Source organism: Sphingobium sp. TCM1, assembly GCF_001650725.1.
GTDB lineage: Bacteria > Pseudomonadota > Alphaproteobacteria > Sphingomonadales > Sphingomonadaceae > Sphingobium.
Genome location: NZ_LXVX01000005.1, coordinates 251,576 through 273,941, shown reverse-complemented (window position 1 = coordinate 273,941; position 22,366 = coordinate 251,576). Strand labels below are relative to the sequence as shown.

Annotated in this window: 23 protein-coding genes; 16 read left to right on the top strand and 7 right to left on the bottom strand. The window is 67.4% G+C overall.

Annotated features, from left to right (window positions below; genetic code table 11):
• Position 1: 1 nt before the first annotated feature.
• From A7Q26_RS05710 to radA, 3 genes are read right to left on the bottom strand one after another with little or no spacing between them, the layout of a single operon-like run.
• On the bottom strand, positions 2–523 hold the full coding sequence (locus A7Q26_RS05710) for a hypothetical protein (protein WP_232313691.1): 522 nt from the start codon (positions 521–523) through the stop codon (positions 2–4).
• A gap of 3 nt (positions 524–526) precedes the next feature.
• Complete coding sequence (locus tag A7Q26_RS05705) at positions 527–1,048, bottom strand: CvpA family protein (protein ID WP_066857822.1); 522 nt, start codon at positions 1,046–1,048, stop codon at positions 527–529.
• Between the two features lie 11 nt (positions 1,049–1,059).
• Positions 1,060–2,427: a DNA repair protein RadA gene (radA, locus tag A7Q26_RS05700; protein WP_066858075.1), complete on the bottom strand. Its 1,368-nt coding sequence runs from the start codon at positions 2,425–2,427 to the stop codon at positions 1,060–1,062.
• Positions 2,428–2,515: 88 nt separating this feature from the next.
• Between radA and A7Q26_RS05695 the strand changes: the two genes are divergently transcribed.
• Genes A7Q26_RS05695 through A7Q26_RS05685 form a run of 3 tightly spaced genes read left to right on the top strand, consistent with a single transcriptional unit; the run spans position 2,516 to position 6,096 of the window.
• The gene (locus A7Q26_RS05695; RefSeq protein ID WP_066857819.1) at positions 2,516–3,214 is read left to right on the top strand and encodes an endonuclease/exonuclease/phosphatase family protein; all 699 of its coding nucleotides are present in this window, start codon (positions 2,516–2,518) and stop codon (positions 3,212–3,214) included.
• 51 nt (positions 3,215–3,265) lie between these two features.
• Complete coding sequence (locus A7Q26_RS05690; protein ID WP_066857816.1) at positions 3,266–5,599, top strand: patatin-like protein; 2,334 nt, start codon at positions 3,266–3,268, stop codon at positions 5,597–5,599.
• A gap of 29 nt (positions 5,600–5,628) precedes the next feature.
• On the top strand, positions 5,629–6,096 hold the full coding sequence (locus A7Q26_RS05685; RefSeq protein ID WP_066858071.1) for a hypothetical protein: 468 nt from the start codon (positions 5,629–5,631) through the stop codon (positions 6,094–6,096).
• A 25-nt stretch (positions 6,097–6,121) separates the two neighbouring features.
• On the opposite strand, the gene A7Q26_RS05680 is transcribed toward A7Q26_RS05685, so the two are convergent.
• Positions 6,122–6,412, bottom strand: coding sequence for a 4a-hydroxytetrahydrobiopterin dehydratase (locus tag A7Q26_RS05680; protein ID WP_066857814.1), 291 nt, complete (start codon positions 6,410–6,412; stop codon positions 6,122–6,124).
• A 99-nt stretch (positions 6,413–6,511) separates the two neighbouring features.
• Between A7Q26_RS05680 and A7Q26_RS05675 the strand changes: the two genes are divergently transcribed.
• The 6 genes from A7Q26_RS05675 to A7Q26_RS05650 all read left to right on the top strand — a co-directional run bounded on the left by A7Q26_RS05675 (position 6,512) and on the right by A7Q26_RS05650 (position 10,762).
• Positions 6,512–6,907: a metallopeptidase family protein gene (locus tag A7Q26_RS05675; RefSeq protein WP_066857811.1), complete on the top strand. Its 396-nt coding sequence runs from the start codon at positions 6,512–6,514 to the stop codon at positions 6,905–6,907.
• Positions 6,904–7,503, top strand: a complete 600-nt coding sequence (gene ccmA / locus A7Q26_RS05670; RefSeq protein WP_066857808.1) for a heme ABC exporter ATP-binding protein CcmA — start codon at positions 6,904–6,906, stop codon at positions 7,501–7,503. The genes A7Q26_RS05675 and ccmA overlap by 4 nt, the downstream gene beginning before the upstream one ends.
• Complete coding sequence (locus A7Q26_RS05665; protein WP_066857805.1) at positions 7,500–8,147, top strand: heme exporter protein CcmB; 648 nt, start codon at positions 7,500–7,502, stop codon at positions 8,145–8,147. The genes ccmA and A7Q26_RS05665 overlap by 4 nt, the downstream gene beginning before the upstream one ends.
• 264 nt (positions 8,148–8,411) lie before the next feature.
• Positions 8,412–8,738 (top strand): hypothetical protein, encoded by a 327-nt coding sequence (locus tag A7Q26_RS25040; protein WP_157102457.1) that lies wholly within the window; start codon positions 8,412–8,414, stop codon positions 8,736–8,738.
• A 102-nt stretch (positions 8,739–8,840) separates the two neighbouring features.
• Complete coding sequence (locus A7Q26_RS05655) at positions 8,841–9,737, top strand: DMT family transporter (protein WP_066857799.1); 897 nt, start codon at positions 8,841–8,843, stop codon at positions 9,735–9,737.
• A gap of 68 nt (positions 9,738–9,805) precedes the next feature.
• The gene (locus A7Q26_RS05650; protein WP_066857796.1) at positions 9,806–10,762 is read left to right on the top strand and encodes a cupin-like domain-containing protein; all 957 of its coding nucleotides are present in this window, start codon (positions 9,806–9,808) and stop codon (positions 10,760–10,762) included.
• 21 nt (positions 10,763–10,783) lie between these two features.
• On the opposite strand, the gene A7Q26_RS05645 is transcribed toward A7Q26_RS05650, so the two are convergent.
• Entirely contained in the window at positions 10,784–11,062 is a 279-nt protein-coding gene (locus A7Q26_RS05645) for a chorismate mutase (RefSeq protein ID WP_066858068.1), read from the bottom strand.
• A 104-nt stretch (positions 11,063–11,166) separates the two neighbouring features.
• On the opposite strand from A7Q26_RS05645, the gene A7Q26_RS05640 reads away from it, so the two are divergent.
• Together A7Q26_RS05640 and A7Q26_RS05635 are read left to right on the top strand one after the other, a co-directional pair.
• Complete coding sequence (locus A7Q26_RS05640; RefSeq protein WP_066857793.1) at positions 11,167–12,195, top strand: polyprenyl synthetase family protein; 1,029 nt, start codon at positions 11,167–11,169, stop codon at positions 12,193–12,195.
• Between the two features lie 88 nt (positions 12,196–12,283).
• Entirely contained in the window at positions 12,284–13,063 is a 780-nt protein-coding gene (locus A7Q26_RS05635; RefSeq protein ID WP_066857790.1) for a TSUP family transporter, read from the top strand.
• A 30-nt stretch (positions 13,064–13,093) separates the two neighbouring features.
• Here the strand turns inward: A7Q26_RS05635 and A7Q26_RS05630 are convergent, their stop codons facing one another.
• Positions 13,094–14,704 carry an ATP-binding protein gene (locus A7Q26_RS05630; protein ID WP_066857786.1) on the bottom strand — a complete coding sequence of 537 codons (1,611 nt, stop codon included), beginning with the start codon at positions 14,702–14,704 and terminating at the stop codon, positions 13,094–13,096.
• Positions 14,705–14,852: 148 nt separating this feature from the next.
• Here A7Q26_RS05630 and hrpB point away from each other — a divergent pair, with 148 nt between their 5' ends.
• The 5 genes from hrpB to A7Q26_RS05605 all read left to right on the top strand — a co-directional run bounded on the left by hrpB (position 14,853) and on the right by A7Q26_RS05605 (position 21,511).
• On the top strand, positions 14,853–17,294 hold the full coding sequence (gene hrpB, locus A7Q26_RS05625; protein WP_066857783.1) for an ATP-dependent helicase HrpB: 2,442 nt from the start codon (positions 14,853–14,855) through the stop codon (positions 17,292–17,294).
• 56 nt (positions 17,295–17,350) lie between these two features.
• A complete protein-coding gene (locus A7Q26_RS05620) occupies positions 17,351–17,629 on the top strand; it encodes an ETC complex I subunit (protein WP_066857780.1) in 279 nt (92 codons plus the stop codon).
• A 180-nt stretch (positions 17,630–17,809) separates the two neighbouring features.
• Positions 17,810–18,055 carry an acyl carrier protein gene (locus A7Q26_RS05615; RefSeq protein WP_066857777.1) on the top strand — a complete coding sequence of 82 codons (246 nt, stop codon included), beginning with the start codon at positions 17,810–17,812 and terminating at the stop codon, positions 18,053–18,055.
• Between the two features lie 110 nt (positions 18,056–18,165).
• The gene (spt, locus tag A7Q26_RS05610) at positions 18,166–19,398 is read left to right on the top strand and encodes a serine palmitoyltransferase (protein WP_066857775.1); all 1,233 of its coding nucleotides are present in this window, start codon (positions 18,166–18,168) and stop codon (positions 19,396–19,398) included.
• 121 nt (positions 19,399–19,519) lie between these two features.
• A complete protein-coding gene (locus tag A7Q26_RS05605; RefSeq protein ID WP_066857772.1) occupies positions 19,520–21,511 on the top strand; it encodes an ATP-binding protein in 1,992 nt (663 codons plus the stop codon).
• Here the strand turns inward: A7Q26_RS05605 and A7Q26_RS05600 are convergent.
• The gene (locus A7Q26_RS05600; RefSeq protein ID WP_066857769.1) at positions 21,468–22,346 is read right to left on the bottom strand and encodes a hypothetical protein; all 879 of its coding nucleotides are present in this window, start codon (positions 22,344–22,346) and stop codon (positions 21,468–21,470) included. The two genes, A7Q26_RS05605 and A7Q26_RS05600, sit on opposite strands and share 44 nt — an antisense overlap.
• Positions 22,347–22,366 lie beyond the last annotated feature (20 nt).

Genomic DNA, 22,366 nt, shown 5'->3' with positions numbered 1-22,366 from the left:
ATCAGGGCAAGGCGGCGAGGCGGCGGACCCGCTCCCTGTCCTTGGGACGGCCAAAGCCGGTCAGGAGTTGCTGAAGCTCCAGCCGTTCAGGCATGAAGAGCGTCACCCCGTCGATCTGAACCGGGCAACGGGTTTCAGGCTGGACCGCGCGCCAGCCCTCCGTCGACCGATAGTGGAAGCCGGCCATGAACTCGACCGGCAACGGCGCTTCCAGCCAGATGCCGAAGATGGCGGAGCGGAAGATGTCAGAGCCTGTGTCCCGCTGACAGATCACGCCAATGGCGGGCAGGATGCGGGCGGCGTCGGCGACGCTCAGCAGCACGTCCACATCGGCGACCGTCCCGGCATCGGCGCCATGCAGGGCAACCGCCGCGCTGGCGATGATCCACCAAGTATCACAAGCGGCGGCCATCACCGTCCCGACCGCCTTCAGCGATGCCGCCAGCGCCGGATCGATCCCAGCCCCTGTGCGCTTTCCCGCGGCATTGAGTGCACCGACAGGCAAGGGCGGCTTGTTCGGCATCGCCTAATCGCGATCCTCCGCCGCAGGTTTCTTCGCGCGCTGCTCCGCCAGAAACTCACTGATCGCCTGGCCGCTGGCGTTGAGCAGCGGATAAGTGCGCGCATCGCTCAGCCAGTCAGGACGCCGGGCAGCGCTGCCGTAGAATGTGTCATAGACCAGGCTGAACGCGAGGAAGACGAGCGTCGCGCCGATCAATCCCTTCACCGCGCCGAAGCCCGCACCCAGCACACGGTCCACCGGCCCGAGGATCGACTGGCGCGTGCGGCGGCCGATGGCATGGGCGATCAGCTTGCCGACGCCGAAGGTGACGCCGAAGACGAGGACCAGCGCCAGCATCGCCGCGCCGCTGCTGTTGCCGACGAAGGCGCTGAGCAGTTCGGCGGCCGAGGCGTGGAACAGGCGGATGGCGAAGATCGCCAGCACCCAGGCGATGAGCGAGAGGGTTTCCAGCACGAAGCCGCGCAGCAGGCCCAGCACGGCGCAGCCGCCGATGGCGAGCAGGACGAGAATGTCGATGGCGTTCATTGCCAGCGTGGCTATCCGCGTCCCAGCATCTGGTCAACCAGCTGGGCAAGGGTGCGAAAACCGCTGACCGCGATTCCCTTCACCCCGTCGGCGGCGGACGCCGGAATATAGGCGCGGTCGAAGCCCAGTTTCGCCGCTTCGCGCAGACGCAGCGGTGAATGGGCGACGGGGCGGATTTCGCTCGACAGGGCAATTTCCCCGAAGAGGACGATATCGGCGGGGACCGGCCGTTCCGACATGGCGGAGATAAGCGCCGCCGCGACGGCGAGGTCGGCCGCCGGGTCCGACAGGCGATAGCCGCCCGCGATGTTCAGATAGACTTCGCAGGTGGAGAAGCTGAGGCCGCAGCGCGCCTCCAGCACCGCCAGGATCATGGCGAGCCGGCCGCTGTCCCAGCCGACCACCGCGCGCCGAGGCGTCGCGCCGCTGGAGAGGCGCACGACCAGCGCCTGTATTTCCACCAGCACCGGGCGAGTGCCCTCCAGCGCGGGGAATACAGTCGCGCCCGTCACCGTCTCGTCGCGGTTGGTGAGGAACAGGGCGGACGGGTTGGCGACCTCCTCCAGCCCCTCGGCGACCATGGCGAAAACGCCGATCTCGTCGGTGCCGCCAAAGCGGTTCTTGACCGCGCGCAGGATGCGATACTGGTGGCTGCGTTCCCCTTCGAAGGCCAGCACCGTGTCGACCATATGTTCCAGCACGCGCGGGCCCGCGATGCTGCCATCCTTGGTGACATGGCCGACGAGGATGAGCGCGGTGCCGCGCTGCTTGGCGAATTTGATAAGTTCCTGGGATGAGGCGCGGACCTGGCTGACGGTGCCGGGCGCGCCCTCGATCAGGTCGCTGTGCATCGTCTGGATCGAATCGATGATCAGCAAGGCGGGCGGCGCCCCCTCCCCCAGCGTCGTCAATATGTCGCGGACCGAAGTGGCGCTGGCGAGCTGGACCGGCGCGTTGCCGAGGCCGAGGCGCTGGGCGCGCAGGCGGACCTGATCGGCCGCTTCCTCGCCGCTGATATAGGCAACCGACAGCCCGCGCGAGGCGATGCGCGCTGCCGCCTGAAGCAGCAGGGTCGACTTGCCGATGCCCGGATCGCCGCCGATCAGCGTCGCGGACCCGGTGACGATGCCGCCGCCCAGCGCCCGGTCGAACTCGGCAATGCCCGTGCTGGTCCGCGGCGGCAGCTCGACCGCGCTGTCGAGGCCGACCAGGGTGATCGCCCGGCCGCCATTTTGCAGGTCATGGCGCGCGGAGAAAACGGTCTCGCCCGCTTCCTCGACGATGCTGTTCCATTCGCCGCAATCCTCGCACTGGCCCAGCCACCGGGTGGTGACGGTGCCGCATTGCTGACAGACGAATTTGCGTTTTGCCTTGGCCATGCTTCCGATATGCCGAGCCGACGCGAACATTGCAAGAACATCGCGGCTTGAGCTGGAAACATACAGCGCGCTGGCGCATTGATACGGCATGAAAACGATCCGTGTCGCCAGCTATAATATCCGCAAGGCCATCGGCACGGACCGGCGACGGGTGCCCGAGCGGGTGCTGGAAGTGCTGGCCGAGGTGGATGCGGATATCGTCGCCTTGCAGGAGGCGGACCGGCGATTCGGGGTGCGCTCCGCCGCCATTCCGCCGCTGCTGATGGACCAGCAGAGCAGCTATCGGCCGGTGCCGCTCAACGTCCAGGTGGACAGCATGGGCTGGCACGGCAATGCGCTGCTGGTGCGCAAGGAAGCCGAGATCGGCGCGCATGACGTGCTGCACCTGCCCTATCTGGAGCCGCGCGGCGCGACCATGGCGGAGGTTTCCCTGAAGGGCGCGGCGGTGCGCGTGTTCGGGATGCATCTGGACCTGTCGGGCCTGTGGCGGCGCAAGCAGGCGGCTGCGGTGATCCACGCCGCGGCGCAGGGCACGGCGATGCCGACCGTGCTGATGGGCGACCTCAACGAATGGAGTGCCGAGCGGGGCTGCCTGGCCGACTTCGCCCGCCACTACAGCTTTGCGCCATGCGGTCGCAGCTTCCATGCGCGGCGGCCGGTGGCGCGGCTCGACCGGATCATGCATTGCGGGAAGCTGACGCTGAAGGATTGCGGCGTGCATGAAAGCGCGGCGGCCAGGAAAGCGTCGGACCATCTGCCGATCTGGGCCGAATTTGCCCTTGGGTAGGCACCGCTCCTTTTGGTTGCCATTCCTGCCGCCCTCTGCGATTCCTGCGCCATGAAGGAGAGGGAATTACGGCTGGCGCTGGTCTGCTATGGCGGGATCAGCCTGGCCATCTACATGCACGGCATCACCAAGGAAGTCTGGCGGCTGGCGCGGGCGAGCCGAGCCTTTCACGACAATAGCCCGCCCAGCGGCAGCAGCGAGGCGGTCTATCGCCAGATGCTGGAAGCGATCGAGGCGCACGGCGGCATCAGGCTGCGCGTCATGCCCGACATCATCGCCGGGGCGAGCGCGGGCGGGATCAACGGCATCTTCCTGGCGCAGGCGATCGAGACCGGCCAGTCGCTGGACCCGCTGACCGACCTGTGGCTGGACAATGCCGATGTCGACCGGCTGCTCGACCCGGACGCACGGCCGGCGCGGGCGCTGACCAAATTCTGGGCGACGCCGCTGGTGTGGATGGCGGCGCGGCGGCCGGGCGATGCGGTGGAGCGCACCGTCGCACCCGACACGCGCGAGGAGGTGCGGATGAAGCTGTCCCGCTTCATCCGGTCGCGCTGGTTCGAACCGCCCTTTGGCGGGGAGATATTCTCGACGATGCTGATCGACGCCTTCGATGCGATGGCGGCGGCCGAGGCAGGATCGCCACTGCTGCCCGAGGGCCATCCGCTCGACCTGTTCGTCACCGTGACCGACTTCGAGGGCCATCCCCAGAGCCTGAATCTCAACAGCCCGCCGCAGGTGATCGAGACAGAGCATCGGCTGTCGATCGGCTTCAAGGCGCGCGGACGGGGGAAACGGACCTTCGCCGATACGGCCGAGCTGGTCTTTGCCGCGCGGGCGACCGCCAGCTTTCCGGGCGCCTTCCCGCCCTTCACCGTGCGCGAACTGGACCGGGTGCTCAGGCGCCGCCATCGCGGCTGGCCGACGCGCGACGCCTTCCTGGCCCGCGCCCTGCCCCGCCATGCCGCGCGCGGGACGGCCGAGGACGCGGTGCTGATCGACGGATCGGTGCTGGCCAACGCCCCCTTCGCCCAGGCGATCGGCGCGCTGCGCAACCGGCCGTCGCGGCGCGAGGTCGACCGGCGCTTCGTCTATATCGATCCCAAGCCGGGCCATCGATCGATCCGGCTCAACAAGGAAGGCGAGCAGGAAGATGCGCCGACCGGCGAGAGCGCACCCCTGCCCGGATTTTTCCGCACCATCTTCGGCGCGCTGAGCGACATTCCGCGCGAGCAGCCGATCCGTGACAATCTGGAGGCGATCGACCGCCATAGCGCGCGCATCCGAAGGATGCGGCGCATCCTCGATGCGCTGCGGCCGGGCATCGAGGAAGAGGTGGAAAGCGCGATCGGCCGGATGCTCTTCCTCGACCGGCCAACGCCCGCCCGCCTTTCCGCCTGGCGCGCCAAGGCCCAGCAGCGGGCGGCGAGCGCGGCCGGCTTTGCCTATCCGGCCTATGGCCACCTCAAACTGTCGGGCATCGTCGAATCGCTCTGCGCGCTGCTGTTCCGCCTCAGCGGCGAGGACAGCGCGATGATGCGCGAAGCCTATCGCCAGGCGATCTGGGCGGAGATTCGCAAGGCCGGGGCGGACCAGCTGGCCGAGGAGAACGGATCGGCCTCCGCCCCGGTCGCCTTCTTCCGCGCGCATGACCTGGCCTTCCGCATCCGCCGCCTGCGCTATCTGGCGCGACGGCTGGCCGACACGCTGGAACTGGAGGCGGATGCCGACGATCCGGCGGTGCAGGCGATGCACGACGCCATCTATGGCGCGCTGACCCTCTATGCCGAATGCGAGGACAGCGATTTCCACGGCGCCGAGGTGGTCGCGGCCGCCAAGGCAGTACCGGCCGACGCCGCCGCCGCGCTGGACGCGGTGGCGCAGGCGCGCGGCCTGAAGGCGCGCGACGACGCGGCCGACCTGATGCTGGCGGAAGCCTTCGCGGGGCTGCCCAGGGTCGGGCGCAGGACGATGCTGCTCGCCTATCTCGGCTTTCCCTTCACCGACATTGCCACCCTACCGTTGCTTCAGGGTGACACTCTGGATGAATATGATCCGGTGAAGGTCGACCGCATCTCGCCCGAGGATTGCACGGCGATCCGCGCGGGCGGCGCGGAATCCATGCTTAAAGGCATAGAATTCAACAATTTCGGAGCCTTCTTTAGCAGGGTCTATCGCGAGAACGACTATCTCTGGGGCCGGCTCCATGGGGTCGAGCGGCTTCTGGATATCGTGAATTCGGCAACACCCGCGGCAAGCCGTCTTTCCCCCGTCTTGCTCGCCGATTATAGGCGTGCCGCGTTTCTGGCGATCCTCGACGAGGAAGAGTCGCGGCTGCCGCATGTTGCGGATCTGATCGCCAGCTTGCGGGAGGAAATCGGTTGAGCAGGCAGGTGGTGCTGGTTCCGATGGTGATGATGCTGGCGCTGGTCGCCGGCTGCCGTGCGTCGGACGAAGCCGCGCAGGCCGACAATGGCCCGACCGCGCCGCCCATCGCCGCCGTCGCCGACAATGCCGCGACGCCGGTCCCTCCTGCTCCGCCGGCCGAGGCGCCCAAACCCGGACCGGTGGTGACCGTCCGCGCCCAGCCCGCACCTTACTTCCCGCTCGACCTGCCGCCCTCCGACGTCGCGGCGAGCGCGGCCCCCTTCCCGCGCGAAGTCACCGAGTTCATGGTGGCGCGCGATGGTTGCGACCATTTCCGGGGCGAGGAGCCCTATGATGCAGAGCGACGCGTCTATATCGAGGAAAGCATCGCCGAACTATGCCGGGGCACCGATGCGAAGCTGGCCATGCTGCGTCGCCGCTATGCCGGCGATCCGTCGGTCATCTCCGCGCTGCACGGCTATGATGACCGGATCGAGACCAGCACCCTTTACTGACCCCGGCCGGATCGGCACCGCCCCCTCAGCCGAGCAGCGCATCGATCGCATGGGCGAGGTCTATGTCGCGCCGTGACAGGCCGCCCGCATCATGGGTGGTGAGGAGAATGTCCACGCGGTTGTAGACATTCGACCATTCGGGATGATGGTCGGCCTTTTCCGCGAGGATCGCGACGCGGGTCATGAAGCCGAAGGCGGCGTTGAAGTCGGCGAAGATGAAGCGGCGCGAGATACCCTCCGGCCCGGCCGCCGGCGTCCATTCGGGCAGGTCGGCCAGCGCGACCGCCCGTTCCGCTTCGTTCAATCTGGCAATCATGGCCTCATCCTCGAAATTGCTTGTCTCCCGTGATTGTTTAGCGTGATTTCGGGGCTGGGGAATGTTCCATTTGCCGCGAAACCACTTTATGCCGCAGCCATGTCATCGCCCCGCTTCGCGCCCACCAAGGAAGAGATCGAAACGCTCGCGCTGGCAGCGCTCAATCGCCTGCCCGCGCCATTCGACGAGCATCTCGCCAATGTCCTGCTGTTCGTGGAGGAATTCGCGTCGGCCGATCTCCTCAAGGAGATGGAACTGGACGACCCGTTCGAGCTGACCGGCCTCTACAGCGGGCGCAGCATCGGGCAGGAGGCGCAGACCGGGGACATGCCGCCGACCGTCCATCTGTTCCGCCGGCCGCTGCTGGATGAATGGGTGGAGACGGGCGTACCGCTCGACGCGCTCGTCACCCATGTGGTGGTGCATGAGATCGGCCATCATTTCGGCCTGTCCGACATCGACATGCATGTGTTGGAGGACATGGTCACCCTATGACCGGCGCCGCGCTGCGCCTGGCCGATGTCGCCTGCCTGCGCGGCGGACGGATGCTGTTCCGGGGCGTGAGCCTGACGCTGGAGCCGGGTGGCGGCGCGCTGCTGACCGGGCCGAACGGCGTGGGCAAGTCCAGCCTGCTGCGGGTGATCGGGGGGCTGCTGCCCGCCTTTGCCGGGACGATCACGCTGTCGGGCGGCGTGGGCATGGCCGATGAGCGGCTGGCGCTGGACATGGACCTGCCGCTGGGCAGGGCGCTGGATTTCTGGGCGAAGCTGGATCGGGCCGAGCCGGATGCCGTGGCCGCGGCGCTGGAGGCGATGGCGCTTACGCGCCTCGCCGACGTGCCGGTGCGGATGTTGTCCACCGGGCAGCGCAAGCGGGCGATGCTGGCGCGCGTGATCGCCAGCGGCGCGGGCATATGGCTGCTCGACGAGCCGGGCAATGGGCTCGACATGGCGTCGCTGGACCTGCTCGGCCGAGCCGTGGCGACGCATCTGGCGGCAGGCGGGATCGTGGTCGCGGCGTCGCACCAGCCGCTGCCGATCGATGCGCCGGTGACGCTCGCACTCGCCGATCATCGGGCGGAGGCGGCATGAGGCTGCTTTGGCTGCTGGCGGCGCGCGACCTGCGCCAGGCCTGGGCATCGGCTGGACTGTGGCTGCCCGTCGCCTTCCTGTTGCTGGTCGCCAGCCTCTACCCATTCGCCGTCGGGCCGGATGCGGCGCTGCTGGGGCGAACGGGCGGCGGAATGTTGTGGATCGCGGCCCTGCTCGCCAGCCTGTTGCCGGTCGACCGGCTGGTCGCGCCGGACCGGGATGCAGGCGTGCTGGACCAGATCGCGTTGCGCGGCATCGGCGAGGAATGGGTGGTGATCGCGCGGCTGGCGGCGCACTGGCTGGGCTTCGGGCCGCCGCTGATGATCGCGACCCTGCCCGCCGCGGCGCTGCTCAAGCTCGACGCCGCGACCATCATGAAGCTGGAGATCGGGCTGGCTGTCGGGACGCCCGCTCTGGCGGCGCTCGGACTGCTGGTGGCGACATTGACCGCCGGGCTGCGCTCGAGCGGGGCGCTGGCCGGGCTGCTGGCGCTGCCGCTGGCGGTGCCGCTGTTGATCTTCGGAGCGGGGACGCTGGGCGACGGCAGCGGCGCGGCGTTGAAGTTCCTGGGTGCGGCGTCGCTGCTGCTGGTGGCGATCACGCCCTTCGCCGGGGGTGCCGCGATCCGGGCGGGCCGGGAATAATCCCTTCGCTCGGCGACGCACATGTCAGGATTGGGGCGCATCAAAAAACTGGGCCGACCCGTAGGGCCGGCCCAAGTCGGAGTCCCCTATAACCATAAGAGCCCCCGGGTCGCCCGATCACCTTAAGCAATTGCCGCGATTCTGATTGTACGTTCCGGACATACCCAAGTATTTTTCCGATTTTCGAACAATAATATATAACATAGAGCAATATTGTTGGGTATATTACTGATTCTGCAAGATTTTCATGGTTGGTAGGGTCCGTTGACGGTGACGCGCGAATCATGCAGTTTCCCCTACGGCAGCCGAGAAAACATTGGCGCCACGGAGAGGATGCCCATGAACCGAATTCACACGAGTTCCGGAAAGCTTTTTCATGAGCTTTTAATTCGCTGTCTTGCCGAACAACATCAGCCCACCGAAGACGAGATAGAATTGGTTGCGGGCAAGATCTGGCAGGATAGCCATGGGTCGTTGACGGGCCAGCCATGGCCCGATGTCGCGCGCGGCAGCGACGCCCACCGCCAGATGATCGAAGCGGCCATGATGGCGCTTGGCACCCACGAACGAAGCGCGATCCCGCTCCAGTAGGACGGAAGGCCGGCGCTCGCCTGGCTGACGGGAGGCATGGCCGCACGCCGTCCGCCCTCTGCCGGCTCGACATTGCCCTGCCCTTCGGTCAAAGGCGGCGGCATGTTCGGCCTGTTCGCGTCCATCCTCTTCGTCCTGATCTGGTCCACCGGCTTCATCGTCGCGCGGGCGGTGGTCCCGCACGGCGCGCCGGAACTGGTGCTGGCGGTGCGGCTGAGCGCCACCACGCTGCTGCTGGCGGGCGCGGCGGCCTATGCTGGGCAACAATGGCCGCGCGGGCGGCGGCTGGGGCTGCATCTGGGCGCGGGCGCGATGCTGCACGGCCTGTACCTGACGGTCAGTTGGTGGGCGGTGAGCCATGGGATGCCGGCGGGGATCATGTCGCTGCTGGGCGCGACACAGCCGCTGATGGTGGCCGTCGCCAGCGTGGCGTTGCTGGGAGAGAAATTGCCCGGACGCGCTTGGGGTGGCCTTGCCATCGCGATCGCGGGCGTCACCTGCGTGTTGCTGCCCGCGATCGAGCGCAGCGGCGCGGGCGCGGTGCCCGTCGTCCCGGTCGTCGCCGGCATCTGCGCGATCATCGCGATGACCGGCGGCACGCTGATCCAGCGGGGCGCGATTGCAGGCGACCCGATCCTGATGTCGGGCGCGGCGCAGAATCTGGGCGGCGCGCTGGTCGCGATCGCGGCGACGCTGGTGGTGGGCGAATGGCGCTGGGACAATGATCCCATCCTGTGGGTCGGCCTCAGCTGGTCGGTGCTGGGGCTGTCGGCCGCGGGCCTGAGCCTGCTGGTGTGGCTGGTGCGGCATCAGGGCGCGACGCGCATGTCGATGCTGTTGCTGCTGGTGCCGCCCTTGGCTGCGGTCGAGGCGTGGCTGCTGTTCGGGGAGAGGCTGGGGCCGGTGCAGCTGGTGGGCTTCGCGCTGGCGCTGGGCGGCGTGCTGCTGGGCCGGTCGCAGGGAAAGAAGGCGGCGGTGGCAGTGACCGAACCGGCCTGACCCGCCCCCCGTCACAGGATCGTCACATCCTGCAACATCGGCGTCATCATCCTGCGCTATCGGGCGGCATGAGCAAGCGCCCGCCTTCCCTTCCTACCCATGCCGCCGACATGCGGATGCAGATGGCCCTGCGCCAGATCGGTTTCGGCGGACCCGCAGCCCCTGCCCCGCGCGCCGTCGCGCCGCAGCCCCCGCCGCAAATGTCCGAGGACCGGCTGGCGCTGAAACGGCGGGACTGGCTGCTCGATGTGATGGAGGGGCAGCGCGCCTTGTCCCCCTATGCGTCGGGCCTGCTGACGGCGGAACATCTGTCGGGTGAGGATTTCCTGCACAATTTCTATGCGCCGGGGCGGCCGGTGGTCATCAAGGGGGCAATGGCGGACTGGCCGGCGCTGGCGCGGTGGACGCCCGATTATCTGACGGATGCGGTCGGCGACGCGGTGATCGAATATCAGGGCGGTCGCAGCGGCGCTGGGGATTATGAACTGGCGAAGGACCGGCACAAGAGGCGCGGGCCGTTCCGCGAATTCATAGCGCTGGTGCGCGATGGCGGCAACGACGCCTATCTCACCGCCTATAACAGCGCCGCCAATGGCCCGGCGCTCGCCCCGCTCCAGGCCGATCTGGAAACCATCGACGCCTATCTGACGCGCGCGCCGGGAATGCTGTGGATCGGTGGCGAGGGCGCGTTCACGCCGCTGCATTTCGACCTGACCAACAATCTGCTGGCACAGGTGACGGGAACCAAGCGCGTGATCCTGATCCCGCCGTCGCAGACTCCCCGGCTGGCGCACCGCACCCATGTGTTCAGCGATGTGGGCGACGTGACCGATGCGGCGCGGCTGGCGGTCCATCCGCAGGCGCGGGACGTGCTGCGCTACGAGGTGCTGCTGACGCCGGGCGACCTGCTGTTCATCCCGATCGGCTGGTGGCATCAGGTGCGGTCGGAGAGCTTCTCCACGATGCTGACCTATACCGGATTCCATTGGCCCAATGCCGGGCATGAGGGCTATCCGGCGGGGTAGGGTCGGGCCGAGATCGGCTTTTCAGCCCTCGCGCAGCCGTTCGTGGTGGCGGATCACCTCGTCTATGATGAAGCGCAGGAATTTCTCGGTGAAGTCCGGGTCCAGATTCGCGTCGAGCGCAAGCTGGCGCAGGCGGGCGATCTGGCGTTCCTCGCGGCCCGGATCGGCCGGCGGCAGGTCGTGAGTCGCCTTATACTCGCCAACCGCCTGGGTGATCTTGAACCGCTCGGCCAGCATGAACACCAACGCCGCGTCGATATTGTCGATGCTTTCACGATAGCGCGTCAATGTCTCGTCCACTTGGGCCTCCGGTTCCAGATGGCGCGCTTTTTGCCGCATCCGGGCCGGCGCGCAAGCTATTCCCGCTTGCCTTTAGCTTTTTGCATCGCCAGAGGACGCAGGTCATGACAGCACCCGCCCCCGGTAACGTCCATCCGATCGGCCGCGCGAAAGCGGAGCCATCGCTCACGCCCATCCTGAACCTGGTCGCCGACGGCATGAACCAGGTCAATGCCGTCATCCTCGATCGGATGCAGTCGCGCATTCCCCTGATCCCGGAACTGGCGGGCCACCTGATCGCGGGTGGGGGGAAACGGCTTCGGCCGATGCTGACGCTCGCCTGCGCCGATCTGGTCGGCTATGCGGGCAGCCGCCACTACAAGCTGGCCGCCGCTGTCGAGTTCATCCACACCGCCACGCTGCTGCATGATGATGTCGTAGACGGATCTGGCCTGCGCCGCGGCCGCAAGACCGCCAACATCATCTGGGGCAACAGCGCCAGCGTGCTGGTGGGCGATTTCCTCTTCTCCCGTTCGTTCGAGTTGATGGTCGAGGCCGAGTCGCTGAAGGTGCTCAAGATCCTGTCCAACGCGTCGGCCGTGATCGCCGAGGGCGAGGTCAACCAGCTGACCGCCCAGCGCAAGATCGACACCAGCGAAGAGCAGTATCTCGACATCATCGGCGCCAAGACCGCCGCCCTGTTCGCCGCCGCCTGCCGCATTTCCGCCGTGGTCGCCGACCGCAGCGAGGGCGAGGAGCAGGCGCTGGACGTCTATGGCCGCAACCTCGGCATCGCGTTCCAGCTGATCGACGACGCGATCGACTATGAGTCGGACGGGGCGACCATGGGCAAGGATGCGGGCGACGATTTCCGCGACGGCAAAGTGACGCTGCCGGTGATCCTGGCCTATGCGCGGGGGTCCGAGGAAGATCGCGCCTTCTGGAAGGCGGCGATCGCGGGTCACAAGATCAGCGACGCGGACCTCGCCCATGCGACTGGCCTGCTGCGCAAGACCGGCGCGATCGCCGACACGATGGCCCGCGCGCGCCATTATGGCCAGCGGGCGATCGACGCACTGGGCATGTTCGATGCCGGCAAGGCGAAAGCGGCCCTTACCGAGGCGGTCGAATTCGCGATAGCGCGCGCCTATTGAGGGGACGGGCCGTCCGGTTCGTTTGCTGTTCCGTTCGCTCGCTCGACAAGCTCGGGGCGAACGGGAAACAAGTTAGGCCCGTCATTTCATGATCCTGTCCCCCGAAACCATCGCCTTCCTCATGGCCGCCGCACTGATGGCGGGGTGCATCGATGCGATGGCGGGCGGTGGCGGCCTCATCACCCTGCCCGCGCTGATGGCGGCCGGCGTGCCGCCGGTGCAGGCGGTTGCGACCAACAAGCTGCAGAGCTGCTTCGGCACTTTCGGCGCCTGCGTCGCCTATGGGCGGCGAGGGCATATGGACCTCAAGACCTACAAGGGACCGGTGATCGCCGCCTTTGTGGGATCGGTGGGCGGGGCGTGGCTGTTGCAGCGGGTCGATCCGTCGATCCTGGCGGGACTGATGCCCGCGCTGCTGATCGCGATGGCCGCCTATTTCACCTTCTCCCCCAAGCTGGGCGACGCCGACCGCCATGCGCGGCTGGGCATTGCGGGCCTGTCGGGGCTGATCGGCATCGTGGGCTTCTATGACGGATTTTTCGGGCCCGGCGCAGGGGCTTTCTATACCACCATCTTCCTGGCGCTGGGCGGCCTGTCCATCCTGCGCGCGACGGCGCAGACCAAGGCGGCGAACTTCGCGAGTAATGTCGCCGGGCTGCTGACCATGGTCGCGGGCGGCCATGTGATCTGGATCGCAGGGCTGGCGATGGCGGCAGGGAGCCTGGTCGGCGGGCAAATCGGATCGCATCTGGCGATGCGTTTCGGATCGCGGCTGATCAAGCCGCTGCTCATCCTGATGTCGCTGGCGCTCACGACGAAGATGCTGCTCGACCCCAAGAACCCGATCCACATCTATCTGTTCGGCTGAACATGCCCCGCTCGCTTCGAGCGGAGGTAGTTATTCCGCCTGCAACAATGTCGCGACCCGGCGGCGCAGTTCGTCGACGGCAAAAGGCTTGGTCAACACTTCCATGCCCGGCGCGATATGACCGTGGTTGAGCACCGCATTTTCCGCATAGCCCGTGACGAACAGGATGCGCAGGTCCGGGCGCAGGGCGCGCGCGGCGTCGGCCACCTGGCGGCCGTTCAATCCACCGGGCAGGCCGACATCGGTGACGAGCAGGTCGATCCGTGACCTGGATTCGAGGATGCGCAGCCCTGCCGCGCCATCGCCCGCTTCCAGGCAATGATAGCCAAGATCCCCCAGCGCGTCCGCGACCAGCATCCGCACCGACGGCTCATCGTCGATGACCAATACGGTCTCGCCGGGATCCGCCTCCACCGCCATGTCGGCGGGCAGCACCACGTCCTCCTCTTCCTCGCCGCGATGGCGGGGCAGGTAGATGCAGACCATCGTCCCTTCCCCGGCTTCGGAATAGATGCGGACATGGCCGTTGCTCTGGCGCGCGAAGCCATAGACCATGGACAGGCCCAGCCCCGTCCCCTGCCCGATCGGCTTGGTGGTGAAGAAGGGATCGAACACGCGGTCGAGGATCGCCTTGTCGATGCCTGTGCCGGTGTCGCTGGTGCAGATGGTTACATATTGGCCCGGGGTGAGCCCATGGTCGCGCGCGGTGCGATCGTCGAGCCAGCGATTGGCCGTCTCGATCGTGATCTTGCCGCCGTCGGGCATGGCATCGCGGGCGTTGATGCACAGGTTGAGCAACGCGTTTTCCAGCTGGTTGGCATCGACCAGCGCCGGCCAGAGGCCGCTGGAGGCGATCGTCTGAACCTCTATCTGCGGGCCGACGGTGCGGCGGACCAGTTCGGAAAAATCACCGAGCAGCCGGTTGATGACGGTCGGCCGGGGCGACAGGGTCTGGCGGCGGGAAAAGGCCAGCAGCCGATGGGTCAGCGCAGCGGCGCGGCGGGTGGCGCCCTGCCCCGCGGCCAGATAGCGTTCGACATCGGCCGTCCGCCCCTGTGCCAGCCGCACCCCGATCATCTCGAACGCGCCCGATATGCCGGCGAGCAGATTGTTGAAATCATGCGCGAGACCACCGGTCAGCTGGCCGACCGCTTCCATCTTCTGCGCCTGGCGCAGCGCGGCCTCCACTTCCTCCCGCTCGGCCAGCGCCTCCGTAACACGCGCCTCCAGCGTCGCATTCACATCTTGCTGCGCCTTTTCCGCCTGGATGCGGTCAGTGATGTCCTTGAACAGCACGGCCACCTGGCGATGTTCGAAGGGGCCGACGCGAAAGGAATGCACTTCCAGAAAATGGCCGGTCGCGACCAGTTCCCGCTGGAACCGGATCGGCTGGCCGCTGTGGAGCACGCCGCCATAGAGTTCGACCCAGCCGTCCGCCTCGTCCGGCACCATTTCGCGGACCTTCTGCCCCACGACATTGGGAATGCCGGCGTGGCGTTCATAGGCGGCGTTCGCCTCGATATGGATATAGTCGCTGAGCGGTCCGTGCGGACCATCGAAGAATTCGATGATGCAGAAACCTTCGTCCATCGTTTCGAACAGGGTGCGATAGCGTTGCGCATCCCCCGGCAGAGTCGCCATCCTTGTCGCCCTTTGCTGCCATGCGCGCCCCCGCAAACATGGTACGATCCCTTGTGGACGCGTAACGTGCTGCCGGGCAACTATTTCCCTGCACAATCGATTTTTCCGCGCCTTGCGATTTGAGCCGATTGGCGCGAGAGGAACGGCGATGACCGACCTGCCGATCCATGCCGTACTGCCGGACCTGCTAGCTGCGTTGCGCGCGGGGAGCAATGCCGTGCTGGTGGCGCCGCCGGGCGCAGGCAAGACGACCGCGGTGGCGCCCGCGCTGCTGGACGAGCCTTGGTGCGCGGGCCAGGTGCTGCTGCTGTCGCCCCGGCGGCTGGCGGCGCGCGCGGCGGCGGAGCGGATCGCCGAACTGATGGGCGAGCAGCCGGGCGGCACGGTTGGCTATGCGACCCGGATGGACAGCAAGGTTTCGGGCAAGACCCGGCTGCTGGTCCTGACCGAGGGCATTTTCGTGCGGCGGATACAGGACGACCCGGAACTGGCGGGCGTGTCGGCCGTGCTGTTCGACGAAGTGCATGAGCGCAGCCTGGACAGCGATTTCGGGCTCGCGCTGGCGCTGGACGCGCAGGGCGCGCTGCGGCCGGACCTGCGGATCGTACCCATGTCGGCGACGCTGGACGGTGCGCGCTTTGCGTCTCTGCTCAACGGCGCGCCGGTGATCGAGAGCGAGGGGCGCATCCAGCCGCTGGACTATCGCCATATCGGCCGCGCGGCGGAAAGGAAGATCGAGGATGAGATGGCGGCGGCGATCCGCCGCGCGCTGAGCGAGGAAGCGGAAGGCGACCTGCTCGCCTTCCTGCCGGGCGTGCGCGAGATCGAGCGGACGGCGGAGCGGATCGAGGGTGTGGCGGAAGTGCATATGCTGCACGGAAGCCTTGACCCCGGCGCGCAGCGGGCCGCGATCCGGCCTTCGCGCGAGGGGAAGCGCAAGGTGATCCTGGCGACCGCGATCGCGGAGACGAGCCTGACCATCGACGGTGTGCGGATCGTCGTGGACAGCGGCCTCGCGCGGCGGCCCCGCTACGATCGGGCAGCGGGCGTCACCCGGCTCGTCACCGAGCGGGCGAGCCAGGCGTCCGCGACTCAACGTGCGGGCCGCGCCGCACGGCAGCGGCCGGGCGTCGCCTATCGGCTGTGGGAAGCGGCCGCAAGCGCGGGGATGCCGCCTTTCGATCCACCGGAGATTTTGGAGAGCGACCTCAGCAGCCTGCTGCTGGATTGCGCGCTTTGGGGGGTGAGCGATCCGGGGGCGCTGCGCTGGCTGGACGCCCCGCCGGCGGCAGCGGTCGAGGAAGCCCGGCGGCGGTTGACCGTGCTGGAGGCGCTGGACGCGGACGGACGGATCACGCCGCATGGCAAGGCACTGGCGGCGCTGCCGCTGTCCCCGCGGATCGCCCATATGCTGGTGCGCGCGGGGGAGATGGGGCTGGCGGAAGTGGCGGCCGAGGTGGCGGTGCTGCTGGGCGAGCGCGGCATCGGCGGACAGGACACGGACCTGACGCTGCGGCGGCAGCGCTGGCGGCGCGAGAGCGGCAAGCGTGCGGATGCGGCCAGAGGGCTGGCGAAGCGGTGGGCGCGGCTCGTCGCCAGCGGAAGCGACAGCATGACCCCTGCGGATGCCACGGGCCTCTGCCTCGCGCTCGCCTTCCCTGATCGCGTGGCCAAGCGCCGCTCCGCCGATGGCGCGGACTGGGCGAGCGTCGGCGGGCGCGGCTTCCGGCTCGATCCGCTGTCGCCGCTGGCGCGCGAGCCATGGCTGGCGGTGGGCGAGGTGCAGGGCAGCGCCGCCGGCGCGCGCATATTGTCCGCCGCGCCGATCGACGAAGCCGGCGTGATCGGGCTGTTCGGCGCGCGGATCGCGGAGCATCGGACGGTGAAGTTCCGCCCCGCCAATGGCGGCATCGAAGCGCTGCGCGAACGGCGGCTGGGTGCGGTGCGGCTGTCGTCCGGGTCCGATGACCGGCCCGACCCGCAAGCGGTGGTCGCCGCGCTGGTGGACGGCGTGCGGCAGGGCGGCCTTGCCCTCCTGCCCTGGTCGGAAGCGGCGCAATCGCTGCGGATGCGGGGCGAATTTGCTGGGATCGAGGCGCTGTCCGACACCGCCTTGATCGAGACGCTGGACGACTGGCTCCCGCCGCTGCTGGCCGGCAAGCGACGACTGTCCGATATCGACCGGTCGCAGCTTTCGGCGGTGCTGGAGGGGCTGATCGGCTGGGACGGCAAGCAGCAACTCGACCGGCTCGCCCCACCCGACTTCCGGTCGCCCGCCGGGAGCAGTCATGCGATCGACTATGCGGCGGAGGGCGGGCCGCGGGTCGAACTGCGGGTGCAGGCGCTGTTCGGCCTGTCGGAGCATCCGACCGTCGGCAGCCAGCGCATCCCGCTGGTCCTGTCGCTCACCTCGCCAGCCGGGCGGCCGATCCAGACGACGCGCGACCTGCCCGGTTTCTGGGCCGGCAACTGGCGCGACGTCGCCAAGGAAATGCGCGGCCGCTATCCGCGCCACCCCTGGCCCGACGATCCTGCCGCAGCCAGCGCCACATTGCGCACCAAAAATGCGGATGCCCGCCGGAGGTCTTGACTTCGCGGCAACCGCTGGTGCAACGCACCATCACGATTTTACGGAGTCCCATCGCGATGACCGCGCGCATCTATCAGATCCAGAAGAACGCCCTCCAGTCCGGCAAGGCGCTGACCCACAAATGGGTGCTGGAATATGCGCCCGCCGAAGCGAAGCAGGCCGATCCGCTGACCGGGTGGGCCGGCTCAGGCGACACGCAACAGCAGCTGAAGCTGAGCTTCCCGTCGCAGGAAAGCGCGGTCGCCTATGCGGAGAAGAAAGGCGTGGCTTACACTGTCATCGCAACTCCGCCCAAGACGCTGAAATTGCAGGCCTACGCCGACAATTTTCGCTGATCGGCGGCCTGCCCCCTTTTGCCGTCCCCGATGTGGGGGTCATCAGATGATGCCATCTGACTGAAAATCCCTATGCTTGCACATTCGGGCGCGATACTGCCCGATTGACGCCTTAATCGCCTGCCAAAGGGCGGGACGGAGCGGCGAGGGCCGCGCTTTGACGGAAAGAATTTCACGATAATGACGGATCGCGCCGAGATTTTCGACAGCGTCGCAACGCAGATCGAACCCTTCAACAAAAAGGGTGTGGAGCTGGCCGAGGCCACGACCTTCGCCGGCGACCTGGAATGGGACAGCCTGACGGTGATGGACTTCGTCGCGGCGATCGAGGATGAGTTCGACATCATCATCACCATGAACATGCAGGCCGAGATCGAGACCGTCGGCCAGCTGGTGGATGCGGTCGCGAAGCTGAAGGCCGCCTGATCTGGAATTTGCCGTTCGCCCCGAGCGAAAGCGCGGAAGGCAGCCTCGCCTCCGCTCGACAGAGGGCTTCGACTTCGCTCGGCCCGAACGGTTTAGGGATAGCTGATATTATGACCGACGCCGCCATCGCCACCCAAACGCGCGACCTGTTTTCCAAGTTCGATCCGCTGATCGCCGAGCGCGAGGCGCTGCTGGCGACGGGCGTCCGCGACCCGTATGCGATCGTGATGGACAAGGTGCTCTCGCCAACGCGCGCGATCATCCAGGGCAAGGAAACCATCCTGCTCGGCACCTACAATTATATGGGCATGACCTTCGATCCCGACGTGGTCGCGGCCGGCAAGAAGGCGCTGGACGAGTTCGGCGCGGGCACCACTGGCAGCCGCGTGCTAAACGGCACCTATCAGGGCCACAAGGAAGTCGAGGACGCGCTCAAGGAGTTTTACGGCACATCGGGCGCCATGGTCTTCTCGACCGGCTATCAGGCGAATCTGGGCATTATCTCCACCCTCGCGGGCAAGGGCGACTATGTCGTGCTGGACGCCGACAGCCATGCGTCCATCTATGACGGCTGCGGCCTTGGCAATGCGGAGATCGTCCGTTTCCGCCACAACAGTGTCGAAGATCTGGACAAGCGCCTCGGCCGCCTGCCCGCCGATGCGCTGAAACTGGTGGTGCTGGAAGGCGTCTATTCGATGCTGGGCGACGTCGCTCCCCTACCCGAAATGGTCGCCGCGATCCGCAAGCATCCCAACTGCATGATCCTGTGCGACGAGGCGCATGGCATGGGCTTCTTCGGCCCCAATGGGCGTGGCGCCTATGAGGAGCAGGGCGTCGAGGGCGAGATCGACTTCGTGGTCGGCACCTTCTCCAAGTCGGTCGGCACGGTCGGCGGCTTCTGCGTGTCGAACCACCCCAAGTTCGAAATCCTGCGCCTCGTGTGTCGTCCTTATGTCTTCACCGCGTCGCTGCCGCCCAGCGTCGTCGCGACCGCCGCGACGAGCATCCGCAAGCTGATGCACGCCGGCGAAAAGCGCGCGCACCTGTGGAAGAACAGCCAGCGGCTGCACAAGGGCCTCTCCGACCTCGGTTTCAAGCTGGGCAGCGAGACGCCACAGTCGGCGATCATCGCGGTCATCCTGACCGACCAGACGCAGGCCGTCGCCATGTGGCAGACGCTGCTGGAACTGGGCCTCTACGTCAACATGGCGCGCCCGCCGGCGACCCCGGCCGGCACCTTCCTGCTGCGCTGCTCGCTCTGCGCCGAGCATAGCGACGAGCAGGTCGGCCAGATCATCGCCATGTTCGAGGCGGCAGGCAAGGCGACCGGCGCTATCGGTTGATCGGCGATGCGTGCGGGAGTAGGGTGAGCCGAGTCCTAGCCGCGACGAAATGTTGCTTTCAGGGGGAAGCTTTGATCTGCCATATTCCTCCATCCCGCTCGTTCGACTAGTGTAACGGTCGATGGCTGACGGCGAATTTCTCGACGATCCGAGCGAACGGCTGCGTGCCCTGGTCCGGCGCGCCGTGCCATTGCTGCTCGTCGCCCTGCTGATCGGATCGTTGGGCGCCCTGCTCTACACCGCCAGCAACGCCACGCGCGACCATCAACATGCGCTGGCCGAACAGCAGCGCAGCTTCGAGATCATCGCCCTGGCGCGCGGGTTCGAGGCGCGCATCGCCCGGTCCGAAGTGACGCTGGCCCGCTATGTCATCAGCCTGGACCCGGACACCGGGCGCCTGTTCCAGGACCAGTGGCGCGGCGCGGCGAGCCAGCTCAAGGCGCTCCATTACGCCACGCGCGGATCGGGCTGGCAACGCGGCAATGTGGAAGCGCTGCAATATGCGTTCCAGCAGCGCGGCAAGACGCTGAACGAAATCGGCCTGCGCACCACCTATGACCAGAAGATGGCGGCGCTCGCCCGCTTCCACCAGGCCGGAAAGTCGCAGGATCTTCGGCGCATCACCGCCCTGCTCGACCTGGTCATCAATGCCGAGAATGCGCGGCTGCGCGAACGCAGCCTGGCGGTGACGCTGGCGGGCGACCGTAGCGAATTGGTCGGCAAGACGTCGCAGCTGCTGGGGCTGGCGATGCTGGTCTGCATCCTCTTTGCCGCCTGGTTCGCCAATGTCGCCTATGGCGAGCGGCGCAAGGCGCGGCGGCAGGCCGAACTGGAAACCGAGCGCGCCGACCGGCTGGAGGACGCCGTGCGCGCCCGCACCGCCGAACTGTCCGACGCCTATGAACAGCTGAAGCAAGAATCGGCCGAGCGCGAGGCGGCCGAGGACAATCTGCGCCAGATGCAGAAGATGGACGCGGTCGGCCAGCTCACCGGGGGCATCGCCCACGACTTCAACAATATGCTGGCCGTCGTCGTCGGCGGGCTGGAACTGGCCAAGCGCAACCTGCGGCTGAAGCCCGACGAGGCGGGCCGGCACCTCGACAATGCGATGGAGGGCGCCAACCGTGCCGCCGCGCTGACCCGGCGACTGCTGGCCTTCGCCCGGTCCGAGCCGCTGCTGCCCAGCGCGGTCGATCCCGACAGCCTGCTGCGTGGCCTGGCGGACCTGGTGGACCGCACCATCGGCGACCAGATCATCGTGGATTTCACGCATGAAGCGCGCGGCTGGCGCATCTTCGTCGACCAGCATCAGATGGAAAATGCGATCCTGAACCTGTGCGTCAATGCGCGCGACGCGATGGAGGGTCGCGGCAAGCTGACCCTGTCCACCGACCGCGCGACGCTCAAGGCCGGGGAGATCGGCGAATGCATGGCCGGCGATTATGTCGTGCTGACCGTCGCTGACGATGGATGCGGCATGACGCCGGAGGTTCTGGCGCGGGTGTTCGAGCCGTTCTTCACCACCAAGCCGGTCGGCAAGGGAACGGGCCTCGGCCTCAGCCAGATTTTCGGCTTCGTGCGCCAGAGCGAAGGCGAGATCCGCATCGAGTCCGAACCGGGCAAGGGCAGCAGCGTGCATCTCTACCTGCCGCGCTCGACGCAGGAACTGGAAGGGCTGGCGATGGACGACGGCGCCTTCGCCCGCACGCCGGTACAGCATCCGCCCACGCGCATTCTGGTGGTGGAGGATGATCCGCGCGTGCTGAACCAGACGATGGCGGCGCTCAGCGAACTGGGCCATTTGCCCGTCGCCTGCGATCATCCGTCAAAGGCGCCGCGGCTGCTCGCCAATAATGACGATATCGGCCTCATCATGAGCGACGTGCTGATGCCCGACATGACCGGGCCGGAGATGATAAAGGGCCTGCCGGCCCATTACCGCCACCTGCCGGTGCTGTTCGTGACCGGCTATGCCGGCGATGCCAGCGAAACCGCAGATTTCGAAGGCCATGCGGTGCTGCGCAAACCCTATACGCTGATGACGCTGGGCCAGGCGCTGGCGACGGCGCTCAACGGATCGCACCACCCCGGAACAGCCGCGGCAGCAGAGTGACCGCGCCCAGCAGCGGCCAGCGCCGCTGCCAGGGCTTGATTTCGATCTGCGTGCCTGCGTGGCGGTTGATCTTCCAGGCCAGATAATCGATGCCACCGGCATAGGTGAAGCTCGCCTTGGCCAGGCGGATCACGGAGAGCCGCTTGCCGCGCCGCTGGAGACGGCGCCAGAGCGCGGGCGCATCCACGGGCGACGGCGGCAGGCCGTCGGCCAGGGCGGCGTCGCCGAACCGGCGATAGCGGGCCGGATCGGCGTCAACGATCGAGAGCGAGCGCCCCTTCTTTTCCGCGCGCAATTCCGCATTGTAAGTCAGGGTAAAGCCGGCCTTCCACAGGCTGAGCGCGTCGCCCTGCCCTTCCGTCATCGGCCGGGCAAGCGACAGCAGCGTCGGCGCGGCGTGCGCCACGGCGGCGATGGCGCGCTGGCGGGCGAGGTCGTCGGAGGCCCAGAGCAGGCGCGATGGCTGGGCGAAGCGCGCCCAGACGGAGACATTGTCCGCCCCCGGACTGTTCAGGCGCACGAAGTCGGCTTCAGACAGCACCGCATATTTGGCGATCAGGCCATGATGTTCGAACGGGAAGACATTGGGCGGGATCAGCCGGTTGGCGCGCGCCAGCCAGCCCTTGCCATAAGCCACCGCATAGTCCGACACGATGAGATAGAAATCGAGCATCAGCCCGTCGAGATTCTTCTCCCGCAGGCAGGAGCCGTAGAACAGCACCGCGCGCGCGGCATCGGGATATTGGGACGCGAGCGCGCCGGCCATGGCGGCGGCGCGGGGATCCGCCGGCGCGGTCAGTTCGGCGGTGACGAGGGGGAGAAGCTGGCTGGGCATGGATGACTATCAGTTGATGA

Excerpts from the sequence above, each read along its gene's own strand:
- A7Q26_RS05635 (WP_066857790.1), top strand. The coding sequence starts at position 12,284 with ATGATCCTGTCCCCCGAAACCATCGCCTTCCTCATGGCCGCCGCACTG.
- A7Q26_RS05680 (WP_066857814.1), bottom strand. The coding sequence starts at position 6,412 with ATGATTGCCAGATTGAACGAAGCGGAACGGGCGGTCGCGCTGGCCGAC.
- A7Q26_RS05655 (WP_066857799.1), top strand. The coding sequence starts at position 8,841 with ATGTTCGGCCTGTTCGCGTCCATCCTCTTCGTCCTGATCTGGTCCACC.
- A7Q26_RS05710 (WP_232313691.1), bottom strand. The coding sequence starts at position 523 with ATGCCGAACAAGCCGCCCTTGCCTGTCGGTGCACTCAATGCCGCGGGA.
- ccmA (WP_066857808.1), top strand. The coding sequence starts at position 6,904 with ATGACCGGCGCCGCGCTGCGCCTGGCCGATGTCGCCTGCCTGCGCGGC.
- A7Q26_RS05650 (WP_066857796.1), top strand. The coding sequence starts at position 9,806 with ATGAGCAAGCGCCCGCCTTCCCTTCCTACCCATGCCGCCGACATGCGG.
- A7Q26_RS05620 (WP_066857780.1), top strand. The coding sequence starts at position 17,351 with ATGACCGCGCGCATCTATCAGATCCAGAAGAACGCCCTCCAGTCCGGC.
- A7Q26_RS05605 (WP_066857772.1), top strand. The coding sequence starts at position 19,520 with ATGGCTGACGGCGAATTTCTCGACGATCCGAGCGAACGGCTGCGTGCC.
- A7Q26_RS05690 (WP_066857816.1), top strand. The coding sequence starts at position 3,266 with ATGAAGGAGAGGGAATTACGGCTGGCGCTGGTCTGCTATGGCGGGATC.
- A7Q26_RS05665 (WP_066857805.1), top strand. The coding sequence starts at position 7,500 with ATGAGGCTGCTTTGGCTGCTGGCGGCGCGCGACCTGCGCCAGGCCTGG.
- A7Q26_RS05600 (WP_066857769.1), bottom strand. The coding sequence starts at position 22,346 with ATGCCCAGCCAGCTTCTCCCCCTCGTCACCGCCGAACTGACCGCGCCG.
- A7Q26_RS05630 (WP_066857786.1), bottom strand. The coding sequence starts at position 14,704 with ATGGCGACTCTGCCGGGGGATGCGCAACGCTATCGCACCCTGTTCGAA.
- spt (WP_066857775.1), top strand. The coding sequence starts at position 18,166 with ATGACCGACGCCGCCATCGCCACCCAAACGCGCGACCTGTTTTCCAAG.
- hrpB (WP_066857783.1), top strand. The coding sequence starts at position 14,853 with ATGACCGACCTGCCGATCCATGCCGTACTGCCGGACCTGCTAGCTGCG.
- A7Q26_RS05695 (WP_066857819.1), top strand. The coding sequence starts at position 2,516 with ATGAAAACGATCCGTGTCGCCAGCTATAATATCCGCAAGGCCATCGGC.
- A7Q26_RS05685 (WP_066858071.1), top strand. The coding sequence starts at position 5,629 with ATGATGCTGGCGCTGGTCGCCGGCTGCCGTGCGTCGGACGAAGCCGCG.
- A7Q26_RS05615 (WP_066857777.1), top strand. The coding sequence starts at position 17,810 with ATGACGGATCGCGCCGAGATTTTCGACAGCGTCGCAACGCAGATCGAA.
- A7Q26_RS05640 (WP_066857793.1), top strand. The coding sequence starts at position 11,167 with ATGACAGCACCCGCCCCCGGTAACGTCCATCCGATCGGCCGCGCGAAA.
- A7Q26_RS05705 (WP_066857822.1), bottom strand. The coding sequence starts at position 1,048 with ATGAACGCCATCGACATTCTCGTCCTGCTCGCCATCGGCGGCTGCGCC.
- A7Q26_RS05675 (WP_066857811.1), top strand. The coding sequence starts at position 6,512 with ATGTCATCGCCCCGCTTCGCGCCCACCAAGGAAGAGATCGAAACGCTC.
- radA (WP_066858075.1), bottom strand. The coding sequence starts at position 2,427 with ATGGCCAAGGCAAAACGCAAATTCGTCTGTCAGCAATGCGGCACCGTC.